This is a genomic window from Paraburkholderia silviterrae, assembly GCF_004353915.1.
GTDB classification, from domain to species: Bacteria; Pseudomonadota; Gammaproteobacteria; order Burkholderiales; family Burkholderiaceae; genus Paraburkholderia; species Paraburkholderia silviterrae.
The window spans coordinates 13,358-28,209 of record NZ_SMRP01000024.1 but is presented as its reverse complement, the minus strand read 5'-3'; the positions used below and the strand labels follow the sequence as shown (position 1 = coordinate 28,209).

Sequence of the window (14,852 nt, the reverse complement as noted above, 5' to 3'; positions counted from 1 at the left end):
CACAAGGCGATGAGCATTCCTGATCGATTCAAAAGAGTGGCGGTCGCATTTGCAGTGAGTGGCCTCTCGGCGCTGGCCGTGCTGCCGGTGGCGGCGCATGCTGCGGACACACTGCGTCCCGACGTGGCCAGGCCGCTGAACGATGCGCAGAACCTGTACCGCGCGCACCACTACGACGAGGCGCTCAGCAAGATCGCGCAAGCCGCGGCCGTGCCGAACAAGACGCCGTACGAAACGTACATGGTCGAGGAGATGCGCGGCGCCGCAGCCATGGCGGCGGGGCAGAACGGCGTGGCGGCGCAGGCGTGGGAGTCGCTGCTTGCGAGCGGCCAGCTCAAGGGCGAGGACGAGCAGCGCACGACGGCGGCGCTCGCGGGTATCTACTTCCAGCAGAAGAACTATGCCCAGGCGATCAAGGTCGCGCAGCGCTACCAGAAGGCGGGCGGCGGCGATCCCCAGATGGCCACCTTGCTGGTCGAGTCGTACTACCTCTCAGGCGACTACGCGAGCGCTGTGCACCTGCTGAATGCGAGCGCGGACGCCCAGGTGCGCAGCGGACATACGCCAGACGAGGCTCAGCTGCAATTGCTGGGCACCTGCGCACAGCATGCGAACAATCAGGTGGCTTATCGCGGCGCGCTCGAAAAGCTCGTCGCTTATCACCCGAAGCAATCGTACTGGGACGACTTGCTGCACGCGATCCGCAGCGAGCCTGGCTATTTCGGTGCGCTCGATCTGGATACCTACCGCCTGCGTCGTGCGACGGGGTCGCTTGCCAGCGCCAACGACTACATGGAGATGACACAGCTGGCGATCGTTGCGGGATCGACGGCTGAAGGCAAGCAGGTGATCGACCAGGGCTTCGCATCGGGCGCGCTGGGCCACGACGCCGGCGCCGATCGCGAACACCGCCTGCAGGCGCTCGCGGCGAAGCGCGCGCAGGCCGGGCCCGATCCGGCCAACCCGGTCGCGCCGTTCGACGCCGCCTTCAATCAGGTCTATGCGGGTCAAGCAAAGCAGGGGCTAGCGACGATGGAAGCGCTCATCGCGAAGGGCGGCCTCGATCATCCGGATCTCGCACAGCTGCGCCTCGGCGAGGCGTATTACGCCGCGGGGCAGAAGGCGCTTGCCGTACAGGCGTTCAAGGCAGTCAAAGGCAGCGACGGCAGCGCCGATCTCGCCCAACTCTGGATTCTGGTGGCATCGAAGTCGTAGTGCATGAGCGTGGTGCGCGGCGGCACTTCGGCCGCCGCCGGGGGAGGCGCCACTGGAGGTGTCGCTTGAGGTGCCGAAAAGCACGAAGTTGGATAAGGACTCCAAATCGACCGCGGCAGCGTGCCGGTCGGAGCATTTCCGTCATGAGGCGTCGGCCCGAGAAGTCGAGCGGTGGGGGCGTGTCGTGCCTGGGGGAAAACAATTTGGCGATATCAAACTCATTTTGACGCGTGATTTCTCGCTTGCTATGGTTTCGCCACTCGATAACAAGGCCGTTGTAGCAGCAACAATAGGAAACAGGATTCGGGGGGTGCGCCAGCGGCTCCAGCTCACGCTGCAGGACCTGGCAACAGCGTCGGGGGTCTCGAAGCCGTTCCTTTCACAGGTAGAGCGCGGGATGGCGACGCCCTCGATCGTGACGCTGTCGGGTGTTGCCAAAGCGATGGGCGTCACGCTGCAGTATTTCGTCGAAACGCAGGACGAAGAGCAGGCCGTTCTCAAGCGCAGCGATCTGAAATTCTTCGGATTCGCGGGCTCGGCCAACCAGTTCGGCCGCCTCACGAACGCAGGCACGAACCGGTTGCTCGACGCGCAACTCGTCCGGATGCCGGCTGGAGAAACGACGGCGGCGGTGATGACATCCGCCGTGGAGGAATTCATGTACGTGATGAGCGGCGAGGTGTCGCTCACACTGGAAGGCAGGACATTTGTCCTGCAGGCCGGTGACACCGCGCACTATGAGTCGTCGGTGCCGCATGCGTGGGTCAATACCGCTGATGAGGAAAGCGTGTTCGTGTGGGTTGGCACGCCGAAGCTGTTCTAGCTGGATTGCGTAACGCGGTATTGCGTGCGAAGCAAGGCATTTTGTTAGGTATGCGAATAAAGAAAAAATATGAGGTTCCGCAGGGCAGGGCTCAACAGGGGCGGATGTTGCAGTAGTGAAGTGGCTGAAGGCGGGGAAAAACCGGCGCGGCGCGACAGCGTCGTCAAATCGAGCGGCGGGGTTCACGAGACCTTGCTTCGCGTAACCGAAGTGGACGTGACCGACGAGTGAGAAGGGGAAAAAGTGAAACAAAGGGCATTGGCGCTAGCCATTCGAAGAATAATCTGGGCTGAACTGGCGTTGTCGGCGGCCATCGCAGTGCCGGCTTTTGCGCAGAGCCAGCCGCCGGCCAACGTCGGCACGGCTGCTGTGCCGGAAAGCGCTTCGGCGCCGGCGGCGACCTCGCAACCCGGCAATACTGCGCCTGCGGCAGCCGCCGCCGGCGCGGGCGCGGCGGCAGCCGGCCCGGCTGGCGCTGCGGGTAACGCGGGCGCCGCGGGCACGGCTGGCACCGGGCCCGTGAAGCAGTTGAAGAAGTTCGAGGTGACCGGTTCGCTGATCCGCCAATCGGACAAGACGGGCTTCCAGCAGGTGCAGACCGTCACCCAGAAAGACATCCAGAATAGCGGCGCGACAAGCGTGGCCGACTTCCTGCGCACGACCACGGCCAACTCGGCCAACAGCTGGAGCGAAGGCCAGGCCGGTAACTTCGCCGCCGGCGCGGCCGGTATCGCGCTGCGCGGCTTGAGCGAGAAGTACACGCTCGTGCTCGTCGACGGCCAACGCGTGGCGCCGTTCGCCTTCTATTCGAACAGCACCGACAGCTTCTTCGACCTCAACACCATCCCCCTGAACGATATCGAGCGCATCGAAATCGTCAAGACGGGGGCTGTGTCGCAATACGGCTCGGACGCTATTGCGGGCGTGGTCAACATCATCACGAAGCACGATTTCCGCGGCCTTCAGCTCGACGGCAGCTACGGCAGCTCGATCAGCGATGGCGCCGGCAACGGCACGACCAAGTTCAGCGCGCTGGCAGGCTTTGGCGATCTCAACGCGGACCGCTTCAACGTCACCGCATCGGCGAGCGTCTATCACGATACGGGCTCGACGCTGGCCGACCGCGACTCCACCTCCGCGCAGGACTTCACGAACAGGCCGGGTGGCCTGTCGCTGCTCGCGCCGTCCTACTGGCAGACGAGCCCGAACACGGCGCAGGCGTTGAGCGGCTGTCCGTGGGGCGGTGCGGTCCATCCGGCCGGGAGCAACTTCCTCGGCGCGGCGGCGGGCCTGGGCGGCACGGTTTGCAGCTTCAACACGGCCAACGGCATGTCGATCGCGCCGGAGACCACGCGCGCGAGTGCGAAGGTCCACGCCGACTTCAAGATCGACGATACGACCACGGCCTTTGCCGACTTGTGGGAAAGCTACAACCAGACGACCACCAACGACGGTCTCTGGAACAATATCGTCGGCAGTCCGCAACAGCCGACGCTGGCGTACACCCCGGGCGTCGGCCTGACGCCGTTCAACAACACCGTGCCGGCCGGCAGTCCGTACAACCCGTTCGGGGTCGCGACGCCGCTCACCTACGCGTTCCCGAACACCGTGACGGAAAAGACCGACGCGAATTACTGGCGCGCTTCCACGGGGATTCACGGTTCGTTCACGGTGCCGAAGGCCGGCGACTGGGACTGGTCGGCTTCGTACAGCCACTCGCAGAGCAATGTTTCGAACACCTACACGAACCAGCTCAATACGGCGGCGCTCAATAACATCTTCCAGAACGGCACGTTCAACTTCGCCAATCCGTCCTCGACGCCCAATGGCCTGAACGGCCTGTACCAGGACGCGAACAACCAGGGCATCTCGAAGCTCGATACGGTTGACGCAACGCTAGCCACGCCGAACCTGTACCATCTGCCCACGGGCGATATCGGCATTGGCTTCGGCGCGCAGTTCCTGCACGAGAGCGAAGTCGTCAACCCGGGTGCGGAGTATCTGGACGGCACGGTGCTCAACCCGAATCTGGAGACCGTCAACGGTCAGCGCAACGTCGCGGCGGTCTACTACCAGGTCGACATTCCGATCATCAGGAACCTGACGTTCAGCCAGTCGGGCCGCTACGACCACTACAGCGACTTCGGCGGTGCGTTCTCGCCGCGCTTCGCACTGCGTTACCAGCCGATCCAGCAACTGACGATGTACGGCTCGTATAACCGCGGGTTCCGCGCGCCGACGTTCGTCGAGAACAGCAATTCGCAGACGCTTGGCATCCAGCAGTTGTCCAACGGCACGGTCACGACGATCACGCAAGGCAATCCGGACCTGCAGCCGGAGCGCACGCGCAACATCAACCTTGGCTTCCAGACGTCGCCGACGCGCACGACCGATTTCGGCTTCGACTGGTACAAGATTCGCGTCGACCACGTCATCGGCGAAGCGGCTAGCCCGTCGTCGGTGGTGACCAACGCGCAGGGGCAGATTCTCTACGAAACGTTCCCGTACGAGAACCTCGGCTACCTCGACACGAATGGCTTCGAAGGCACGTTCCGCCAGGCGCTGCCGACGAAGCTCGGTACGTTCTCGCTGCTGGGCGACTGGGCTTACGTGAATCAGTTCAAGCTCGGTCTTCCTTCGGGCCCGATCAACGGTGCGGGCAACAACTTCACGCTTTCGCAACCGTTCGGCGGCAGCTTCCCGCGCTGGAAGGGCAATACGACGCTGAACTGGGCCTACCACGGCTGGAACGCGGCCCTGACTTGGGAGTTCACGGGCCCGTATACGGAGACGCTTACCGCAGCCGCGCCCACGCTCCCTTCCGGCAAAGTGGGCTCGTACAGCCAGTTCAACCTGATGGTCACCTATACGGGCATCAAGCACTGGACGATCTACGGCGGCATCAACAACATCTTCAACCGTACGCCTCCATTCGATGCGGTTTTTGCGAGCAGCGCGCTCAACCAGACTGGCTACGATACGTCGCTGTACAACTATATCGGCCGGTTCGCGCAGATTGGAGCGACGTACAAGTTCTAATCGGTAGGTGATGAGCAGTGCGTAGTACGCGAGTCAGGCGGCGGTGGCGGCCTGACTCGCATGTGTCCCCTGGTAGCGAGCGACGCCGGCACACCCTTGCCGCGTCTAACCAAAGAACCGTGCATCGGCCACACGCCGGCGCGCGTCCTCATGCAGACAGACGATGAGATTGAAGAAGTTGAGGTTGTTGCGATGCTCGCTCGTAGCGCCCGCACTGGCCGTTGCCATCGGCACGCTCGCGGCGGCCCAGACGCCGGCCCTCGCCGCGACGGCGCTCGCGCAGTACGACCAGCCGAAGTATCCACCCGGCTTCACGCATTTCGACTATGCGGATCCTCACGCGCCAGCCAACGGCACGCTGAATTTCCAGAACTACAGTCAGTTCACGAGCTACGATTCGCTGAATCCGTTTCTCGTGCGCGGCACGCCGGCGCCGGACATCCAGAACCTGATGTTCGACACGCTCATGCAGCGCAGCTGGGACGAGCTCGCGTCCGAATACCCGCTGATTGCAGATAATGTCGAGGTTGCGCCCGACCAGACGTCGGCGACTTTCCATATCAACCCGGCCGCGCGCTTTTCCAATGGCGATCCGATCACGGCGGCCGACGTCAAGTATTCGTTCGATATGCTGACGAGTCCGCAGGCCTCGCCGCTCTTCAACGCGCAATTCTCGGTGATCAAGCGCGCAGTCGTTGTGGACCGGCAGACGATCCGCTTCGAGTTTCGCCGGGCCGAGCGCGACGCGCCGCTGATCGCGGGCGACTTGCCGGTGTTCTCGCCCAAATGGGCACGGCGCGCGGACGGTACGACGATCCCCTTCGACCAGCTCTCGAACGTGCCGCCCATTGCGAGCGGTGCGTATCTGATTGCCGGGCGCAAGAACGACAAGCAAATCGCGTATCGCCGCAACCCCAGCTACTGGGCTGCAAATCTGCCGACGCGACGCGGCATGTACCGATTCGAGCACATCACGTTCAAGCTCTACGTCGACCTGTACACGCAGCTCGAAGCCTTCAAGGCCGGCGACGACGACATCCACGTCGAGTACAGCGCCACGCAGTGGGCGCGCAAGTACGTGGGCAAGAACTTCCGCAACGGCTTGCTCAGGAAGGGCGATTTCGCGGACGGTCCGGCACAGATGCAGGGCATGCTCTTCAACTTGCGCAAGCCGATGTTCGAGGACGTGCGTGTGCGCCACGCGCTGTCACTGGCGTTCGACTACGACTGGATGAACCGCATGATGTTTTACGGCCAGTACGTGCGCCTTCACAGCTATTTCGAGCAGAGCCCATTCCAGGCCACGGGCAAGCCGGGAGATAAAGAGCTGCAGCTGCTGGCGCCGTACCGCGCGAGCCTGCCGTCCGCGGTATTCGGGCCGATGCTCGAGCAGCCGACGACGTTGCCGCCCGATTCGCTGCGCGGCAACTTGCGCGAGGCGCGCGATCTGCTTGCGCAGGCCGGCTGGCGCTATCGCGACGGCGCGCTGCGCAATGCCGAAGGCGAGCCCATGAGCATCGAGATCCTCGACGACCAGCCGGGCATGGACCGCGTGATCCTGCCTTATACGCAGGCGCTCGCCACGCTCGGCATAAATGCGCACCTGCGCGAGATCGACAGTGCGCTGTACCAGAAGCGGCTCGACAACTTCGAGTACGACATGACCACCTGGCTCTACAGCCCGGTGACGATTCCGGGCGCGGAACTCGAGCGCCGTTTCGGCACGGCGGCAGCGTCGCAGGTGGGCTCGGAGAACTATCCGGGCGTGCGCTCGAAGGCCGTGGACGCGCTCGTGGCTGCGGTCCAGGCGGCGAATACGCTCGACGATCTCGAAGCGGCCACGCGCGCGCTCGACCGGGTGCTGATGAACGAGTATTACCTCGTGCCCGAGTATTACGCACCCAACGCGCGCATCGCCTACAAGACCACCTTCGCCTACCCGAAAACCATACCGGTAACGTACGGGGCCGAGGACTGGACCATCGACTACTGGTATCGCAAGCCAGCATCGGCACAGCCCACCCCGGCCGTGCAAGCGTCAGCCCACTGAGGAGTGCCATGTTTGCCTATATTTTCCGACGACTGTTGCTGATGGTGCCGACCTTGATCGGCGTCGTCACGCTCACGTTCGTCGTGACGCAATTCGTGCCGGGCGGGCCGGTCGAGCAGATCATGGCGCAGTTGCGCCACGGCAGCGCGCACGGCGGCGAGGGCGGCTCGGGCGGTGGCGGCTATCACGGCAGCCAGGGCGTGGACCCGCAGCAGATCGAGCAGATCAAGAAGCAGTTCGGCTTCGACAAGCCACCACTCACACGCTACTTCGTCATGCTGAAGAACTATGCGAGCTTCGATCTGGGGCAGTCGTACTACCAGCATGACAGCGTCTGGAACGTGATCCGCTCGAGGCTGCCGGTCTCCATCACGCTCGGCTTGTGGACGGTGTTGCTCACCTACCTGATATCGGTGCCGCTCGGCATTGCGAAGGCGGTGCGCAACGGCTCGCGCTTCGACACGGTGACCAGCGTGCTCGTGCTCGCTGGCTACGCGGTGCCGGGCTTCGTGCTGGGCGTGCTGCTTCTGATGCTGTTCGGCGGCGGCACGTTCTGGCAGGTGTTCCCGATGCGCGGCCTCACGTCCGATAACTTCGCCGACCTGAGCCTCACGGGCAAGCTGTTCGACTACCTCTGGCACATCGTCTTACCGGTGACGGCCTCTGTGGTGGGCAACTTCGCGATCGTCACGATCCTCACGAAGAACACCTTCCTCGAGGAAATCGGCCGCCAGTATGTGCTCACGGCGCGCGCGAAAGGCGCGCCCGAGCGCGACGTCCTGTGGAAGCACGTGCTGCGCAACGCGGCGATTCCGCTCGTCACGGGCCTGCCCGCCGCATTCGTGGGCGCATTCCTGAACGGCAACCTGCTGATCGAAACACTGTTTTCCTTGAACGGCATGGGGCAGCTCTCATACGACTCGGTGATCCGCCGCGATTACCCCGTCGTGCTCGGCTCGCTGTTTCTGTTCACGCTGATCGGCCTCATCACCAAACTCATTGCTGACGTCTGCTATGTCCTCGTCGACCCCCGCATCCAGTTCCACCGCCTGGACCGCTGAGTCCTCCGCCGTTGCACATGCGCCGTCGGTTTCGCCGTGGCGGCGCACCTGGCTGCGCTTTCGCGCGCAGCCGCTCGGCTTCTGGAGTCTCGTCATCTTTGTCACGCTGTTCGCGATCAGCCTGTTTGGCGAGGTGCTCGCCAACGACCGGCCGCTCGTGGTGCGCTACGAAGGGCACTACTACTTCCCGATCGTGAAGGACTACCCGGAGACGATCTTCGGCGGCGACTTCCCCGCGAGGACCAACTATCTCGATCCGTATATCAAGCAGCGGCTCGAGTCGAACGGCAACTTCGCGGTCTATCCGCCCAATCATTTCCATTACGACACGATCGACTATTTCGCGGCGCAGCCGTATCCCTCCGCACCCTCGGCCAGCAACTGGCTCGGCACCGACCAGTTCGGCCGCGACGTCCTCTCGCGCCTGCTCTACGGCTTCCGGCTCTCGGTGCTGATGGCGCTCGCGCTCACGGTCTCGGGCGTCGCGCTGGGCGTGCTCACGGGCGCGGTGCAAGGTTTCTACGGAGGACGAACGGATTTGATCGGCCAGCGCATCATCGAAATCTGGAGCTCGATGCCGGACCTGTATCTGCTCATCATCTTCGCCTCGATTTTCGAGCCCACGCTATGGCTGCTGTTCATCCTGCTTTCGATGTTCGGTTGGCTCGTGCTCTCCGATTACGTGCGCGCCGAGTTCCTGCGCAACCGCTCGCTCGATTACGTGAAGGCCGCACGCACGATGGGCCTATCGAACTGGCAGATCATGTGGCGCCACGTACTGCCCAACAGCCTCACGCCGGTCATCACGTTCCTGCCGTTCCGCATGAGCGCGGCGATTCTCTCGCTCACGAGTCTCGACTTTCTCGGGTTGGGCGTGCCGCCGCCCACGCCTAGCCTTGGCGAATTGCTGCAGGAGGGAAAAAACAATCTCGAAGCGTGGTGGATTTCGCTTTCGGCTTTTGCGGCACTCGTGATCACGCTGCTGCTGCTGACCTTCATGGGCGATGCGCTGCGTAACGCCCTCGACACGCGCCGTAAAGGCTCGGCATTCGGCGGAGGCAAGTGATGAATCGTCCTTTGCTGGAAATCGAGCGCTTTGGCGTGCGCTTTGGCGAAAAGGTGGCCGTGCGCGATCTGAGCCTCTCGATTGCGCGCGGCGAGCGTGTGGCGCTCGTGGGGGAGTCGGGCTCGGGCAAAAGCGTGACGGCGTTGTCGATCCTGGGTCTCGTCGATCATGCCGAGCTTTCGGGGCGCATACTGCTCAATGGCGAGGATCTGCTGCAAAAGACCGAGCAGCAGATGCGCGGCATACGCGGCGCCGATATCGCCATGGTGTTTCAGGAGCCCATGACGGCGCTTAATCCGCTTTATACGGTGGGCAAGCAGATCGCCGAAAGCCTGCGCCTGCATGAGGGTCTGAGCGCGCGCGCGGCGCGCGAGCGCGGCATCGAACTCTTGCGCCGCACCGGCATTCCCGAGCCCGAGCGCCGCATCGACAGCTTCCCGCACCAGCTTTCAGGCGGCCAGCGCCAGCGCGCGATGATCGCGATGGCGCTCGCGTGCCGCCCGCGTCTGTTGCTCGCCGATGAGCCCACGACGGCGCTCGACGTCACCGTGCGCCAGCAGATCGTCGATCTGCTGATCGAGTTGCAGGAGCAGGAGGCCGCCGAGCGCGGCATGGCCGTGCTGCTCATCACGCACGACCTGAACCTCGTGCGGCGCTTCGCGCAGCGCGTGGCGGTGATGGAGAAGGGCGTGCTCGTGGAAACGAATACGACTGAGGCGCTGTTCTCTAACCCCCAGCACCCTTATACGCGGCGCCTGCTCGACAGCGAGCCGCGCCGCGAGGTGGCGGCAATCGAAGCCGGCGCGCCCCCCATTCTTGAAGTGAAGGGTTTGGCCGTGGACTACCGGACGGCGGCCAAAGGCTGGCGCTCGGTGTTCGGCAGCGCAACGTTTCGGGCCGTGCACGAAGCGGACCTGAGCTTGCGGCGCGGCGAAACGCTCGGTATCGTCGGCGAATCGGGCTCGGGCAAGTCGACGCTCGCGGCCACGGTGCTGGGCCTGCAAGGGGCGGCGGCGGGCGAGATCCGCATCGACGGAATCCCGCTCTCGGAGCAGCGCACGGCGCGCGCGCGGCGCGAGCTGTACTCGCGCCTGCAGGTGGTGTTTCAGGATCCGTTCGGCTCGCTTTCGCCGCGCATGACGATCGAGCAGATCGTGGGCGAGGGGCTTGCCGTGCATCGCCCCGAAGTCGAAGGTGCGGCGCGGCGCATGCGCATTGCCTCGCTGCTCGAGGAAGTGGGCCTGCCGGCCGATTCGCTGCAGCGCTACCCGCACGAATTCTCCGGCGGCCAGCGCCAGCGCATCGCCATTGCGCGCGCGCTCGCGGTCGAGCCCGAGCTGATGGTGCTCGACGAGCCCACCAGCGCGCTCGACGTCTCGATCCAGAAGCAGGTGCTGGCGCTGCTCACGAGCTTGCAAAAGAAGTACAAGCTGAGTTATTTGTTTATCACGCACGATCTGGCCGTGATGCGCGCGATGGCGCATCGGGTGATCGTGATGAAAGCGGGCCGTATCGTCGAGCAGGGGGAAACGCTCGACGTGCTGCATGCGCCGTCGCATCCTTACACGCAGTCGCTGCTGGCTTCCTCGATGCTGCAGGAGCCACCCCAGCCGCCGGACCTCAAGGAGAAGTTCGCATGATCGATGAACGCTGGACGCAGGCCGCGCGCGCGCTGAAGAGCGGCGCCGACTTCTGGTCGCTGCGCATCGTGGATGAGCAGATCGAGAACCACGCCGTGCGCAACGACGTCGTGCAGCCGTTGCACGCCGTGCACGAGCGCGGCGCCATGGTGACTGCATGGGCCGGCGCGGGCGCGGGCTATGCCGCCACGGCCGACTTGAGCGCAGCGGGGCTGCAGCGCGCGCTCGACGTCGCCACGGCGCGGGCGCAGGCCAGCGCAAACTTCTCGCTGATCGACCATCGCGAGCTTGCCCGGCCTGCGGCGAGCGGCAGCTATGCCTCGCCGAACCTGGAAACGCCGCTGCCCGCGCGCAGCGAATGGCTGGACCGCCTCGCGCAGCAATGTACGGCCGCGAATCTCGATGCGCGCATCGTGGAGCGCGTGGCGAGCATGCACGTCGCGCACGCGGACCAGCTCTACCTCACGTGCGATGGCGTGCGCATCGAGCAGCGCTTTCGCTACCTGATGCCGGGCCTGAGCGTGGCCGCGCACGCCAACGGCGACACGCAGGTTCGCACGCTCGCGGGCGACCATGGCGCGCTCGCACAGGGCGGCCTCGAGATCCTCACGCGCCACGGATTCGAAGGCGCGGGCGCGCGCGTGGCCGACGAGGCGCTGCAACTGCTCGCGGCGCCGAATTGCCCGTCGGGCAAGCGGGATCTGCTGCTGATGCCGGACCAGATGATGCTTCAGATCCATGAGTCGATCGGGCATCCGCTCGAACTGGACCGCATTCTCGGCGACGAGCGCAACTTCGCGGGCTGGAGCTTCGTGAAGGCCGAGATGTTCGGCAGCTACCAGTACGGCTCGGAGCTGCTGAACGTGACGTTCGATCCCGAGCTGCGCGAAGAGGCCGCCACCTACGCGTTCGACGACGATGGCAGCGCGGCGACCAAGCAATACCTGATCCGCAACGGCAGGCTCGAGCGGCCGCTGGGCGGGGCGCTCTCGCAGCAGCGCGCGGGGCTGCCTGGCGTGGCGAACTCGCGTGCGGCCAACTGGAATCGTCCGCCCATCGACCGCATGGCGAACCTGAATATCGAGCCGGGCTCGCAAACGCTCGACGCGATGATCGCCAACATCGAGAACGGCATCCTGATGACTTCGAATACCTCATGGTCGATCGACGACCATCGCAACAAGTTCCAGTTCGGCTGCGAATACGGCCGGCTCATCGAGAACGGCAAGCTCACGCAGGTCGTGAAGCGCCCCAACTATCGCGGCATTTCGGCGAGCTTCTGGCGCAGCCTCTCTGCGGTGGGTGACGCAAGCACGCGCGAGGTCTACGGCACGCCGTATTGCGGGAAGGGGGAGCCCGCGCAGGTGATCCGCGTAGGGCACGCGTCGCCCGCGTGCGTATTCAGCAACGTCGACGTGTTCGGAGGCGCCTGATGAGCGACAGACTTTTCTCGAGCGCGCGCGCGAGCGTGGACTGGCATACGCATTTCATGATGCTTGCGGGCGAGATCGACGCGCTGTTGCTCAAGGGCGAAACGGTGCTCACGTCGTTCGCGGGCGAGCAGTCGGATTTCATCCGCTTCAACGGCGGCAAGGTCCGGCAGACGGGCCAGGTCTCGCAGGGGCGGCTCACGCTGCGCCTGATCGACGGCGCGCGCCAGGCGTATTCCACGCTCGACATCTGCGGCAACGCCGGGCAGGACCTGCGCGAGGTGGGCGCAGCGCTGCAGACGCTGCGCGCCGGCCTGCGCGACGCCCCGGACGACCCGCACCTGCTGTACGAAACGACGTCGTGGCAGCGCACCACGCGCCGCGCGGGGCGCCTGCGCGATCCACACGCGCTCGTGCACGTGGTGGCCGAATGCGCGCGCGGGCTCGATTTCGTGGGCTTTTACGCGGGCGGGTCGGTCTCGCGTGGTTTCGCGTCGAGCGGCGGCAGCCGCGGCTGGTACGAAGTCGAGAATTTCTGCTTCAGCTGGTCGCTCTATCATCCGGGCGGACGCGCGATCAAGACGAGCTACGCGGGCGAGAACTGGGACGACGCGGTGTTTGCCCGCAAGGTGCAGGAGGCGGCGGCGCGCTTGCCGGTGCTCGCGCTCGCACCGCGTGCACTGGGTCCGGGCCAGTACCGCGCGTGGCTCGCGCCAGCGGCGCTCGAAGAGCTGCTGGGCGTGACCGCGTGGGGCGGTTTTTCGGCGCGCGCGCACGCGACTTCGCAGAGCCCGCTCCATCGGCTGCACGGCGGCGAGGTCGCGCTCGACGCGCGCGTCTCGATTGCGGAGGACCTGGAGCTCGGCATCACGCCCGCCTTCAACGACGACGGCTATCTGCGCGCGAGCGTGCCGCTCGTGCGCGAGGGGCGCAGCGTCGCGCAGCTGACGAACGCCCGCACGGCGCGCGAGTACGGCCTGACGCCCAACGGCGCGCTCGCGAACGAGGCGCCTGCGTCGCTTGCGATGGCGGGCGGCGATCTCGCGGAGGAGGACGTGCTCGCGGCGCTCGGCACCGGGCTCTATGTGGGCAACCTGTGGTACGTGAATTTTTCGGACCGCATGAGCTGCCGCCTGACCGGCATGACGCGTTTCGCCACGTTCTGGGTGGAAGAGGGCCGCATCGTTGCGCCTGTGGATGCCATGCGCTTCGACGACAGCCTGTACGGTCTGCTGGGCGAGCGGCTCGAGCGCCTGGGCGCGCAACCCGAGCTGCGCCTCTCCGACGATACATGGGGCCAGCGCGCGACGGGCGGCATGAAACTGCCGGGTGTGCTGGTGAGGTCGTTCGAATTGACGCTGTAGCCCGCGCCAGCCCACGCCCGGCGACTCGAAGAACAAGAAGGAAACAACAATGCAGTCGAGCTTACCCGAGGGGCTCGTCGTGCGCGCACTGCGCCCCGGCGATGCCCAAGCGTTCCATGCGTTGCAGCACGGCCCGTCCGTGTTGCGCGGCAATCCGCACGCGCCGTACCGCTCGCTCGAACAGACGCGCGAGTGGATCGCCGGCGTGATGTCTCCCGCGCTTGCCATCGGGGCGTGGGTGGGCGAGACGATGGTGGGCGAGGCCGAGCTGCATCCTCAGAAGCTGCGTCGCGCGCATGTGGGCCGGATCGGCATCAACGTGCATGACGGCTGGCAGCGGCGCGGCATCGGCGCCCATCTGATGAGGCAGATTCTCGATTTCGCCGACAACTGGCTCGGCCTGCGCCGGCTCGAGCTCCATGTCTTGACCGACAACGCCGCCGCGATCGCGCTCTATCGCCAGTGCGGTTTCGAAGTCGAGGCGCGCTTTCGCGGCAGCGTGTTGCGCGAGGGGATGCTCATCGACGCTTTCCTGATGGCGCGCATGCGTGAGGCGCTGCCGTTCGCTCAGGAGTGCTGCGCATGAACAACATGACTTCTTCGCACGCGTTCGCGTCCGCGTCTGCCGGCGCCGTTCGCGTGCGCACCTGCGAGCCGTCCGATTTCGACGCGCTCGTCGACATGATGAACCAGCCAGGCGTGCGCCACGGCACGCTCCTGAGCGGCTGGCGCACGCCCGAATCCTTGCGCACATGGTACGAGAGCCGGCCGCCGGGCTGCATCACGATCTGCGCTGAAGTCGACGGCCGCGTCGTCGGCCAATCGCATCTCGAGATCGCGAAGCCGCGCCGTTCGCACTGCGCGTCGCTGGGCTTCGCCGTGCACGACGCGTATCAGCGGCGCGGGGTGGGCAGCGCGCTGATGGCGGCGATGCTCGAGTGCGCGGACCATTCGCTGGGCCTGCGCCGGGTCGAGCTTGAAGTGTTCGCCGACAACGCGGCGGCGATCGCGCTCTATCGCAAGTTCGGCTTCGTGGTGGAGGGGCGCTCGCGTGGCGCCGCAACGCGCGACGGCCTGCTTGCCGACACGCTCCACATGGCGCGTTACGCGGACGCACCGCCGTTCGCGATTCCCTCAACCTCATAACCGCGGACCGACAAGCGC

At 65.2% G+C, this 14,852-nt stretch carries 11 protein-coding genes; all 11 read left to right on the top strand.

Going from position 1 to position 14,852, the window contains the following annotated elements; genetic code table 11:
* The first annotated feature begins 9 nt into the window (after positions 1 to 9).
* The 11 genes from EYW47_RS31675 to EYW47_RS31625 all read left to right on the top strand — a co-directional run bounded on the left by EYW47_RS31675 (position 10) and on the right by EYW47_RS31625 (position 14,834).
* Positions 10 to 1,215, top strand: coding sequence for a tetratricopeptide repeat protein (locus EYW47_RS31675; protein WP_133198757.1), 1,206 nt, complete (start codon positions 10 to 12; stop codon positions 1,213 to 1,215).
* A gap of 247 nt (positions 1,216 to 1,462) precedes the next feature.
* Entirely contained in the window at positions 1,463 to 2,038 is a 576-nt protein-coding gene (locus EYW47_RS31670; protein WP_133198826.1) for a cupin domain-containing protein, read from the top strand.
* A 243-nt stretch (positions 2,039 to 2,281) separates the two neighbouring features.
* A complete protein-coding gene (locus EYW47_RS31665) occupies positions 2,282 to 5,077 on the top strand; it encodes a TonB-dependent receptor (protein WP_133198756.1) in 2,796 nt (931 codons plus the stop codon).
* 163 nt (positions 5,078 to 5,240) lie between these two features.
* On the top strand, positions 5,241 to 7,127 hold the full coding sequence (locus tag EYW47_RS31660; protein ID WP_133198755.1) for an extracellular solute-binding protein: 1,887 nt from the start codon (positions 5,241 to 5,243) through the stop codon (positions 7,125 to 7,127).
* Positions 7,128 to 7,135: 8 nt separating this feature from the next.
* Positions 7,136 to 8,188, top strand: a complete 1,053-nt coding sequence (locus EYW47_RS31655) for a microcin C ABC transporter permease YejB (protein ID WP_133198754.1) — start codon at positions 7,136 to 7,138, stop codon at positions 8,186 to 8,188.
* Positions 8,142 to 9,254 (top strand): ABC transporter permease, encoded by a 1,113-nt coding sequence (locus EYW47_RS31650; RefSeq protein ID WP_133198753.1) that lies wholly within the window; start codon positions 8,142 to 8,144, stop codon positions 9,252 to 9,254. Before EYW47_RS31655 ends, EYW47_RS31650 begins: the two co-directional genes overlap by 47 nt.
* Positions 9,254 to 10,894: an ABC transporter ATP-binding protein gene (locus tag EYW47_RS31645; protein WP_133198752.1), complete on the top strand. Its 1,641-nt coding sequence runs from the start codon at positions 9,254 to 9,256 to the stop codon at positions 10,892 to 10,894. Before EYW47_RS31650 ends, EYW47_RS31645 begins: the two co-directional genes overlap by 1 nt.
* Positions 10,891 to 12,327 carry a TldD/PmbA family protein gene (locus tag EYW47_RS31640; RefSeq protein ID WP_133198751.1) on the top strand — a complete coding sequence of 479 codons (1,437 nt, stop codon included), beginning with the start codon at positions 10,891 to 10,893 and terminating at the stop codon, positions 12,325 to 12,327. The genes EYW47_RS31645 and EYW47_RS31640 overlap by 4 nt, the downstream gene beginning before the upstream one ends.
* Positions 12,327 to 13,688, top strand: a complete 1,362-nt coding sequence (locus EYW47_RS31635; RefSeq protein WP_133198750.1) for a TldD/PmbA family protein — start codon at positions 12,327 to 12,329, stop codon at positions 13,686 to 13,688. The genes EYW47_RS31640 and EYW47_RS31635 overlap by 1 nt, the downstream gene beginning before the upstream one ends.
* Positions 13,689 to 13,737: 49 nt before the next feature.
* On the top strand, positions 13,738 to 14,274 hold the full coding sequence (locus tag EYW47_RS31630; RefSeq protein WP_133198749.1) for a GNAT family N-acetyltransferase: 537 nt from the start codon (positions 13,738 to 13,740) through the stop codon (positions 14,272 to 14,274).
* Complete coding sequence (locus EYW47_RS31625) at positions 14,271 to 14,834, top strand: GNAT family N-acetyltransferase (protein ID WP_133198748.1); 564 nt, start codon at positions 14,271 to 14,273, stop codon at positions 14,832 to 14,834. The genes EYW47_RS31630 and EYW47_RS31625 overlap by 4 nt, the downstream gene beginning before the upstream one ends.
* The last annotated feature ends 18 nt before the right edge of the window (positions 14,835 to 14,852 follow it).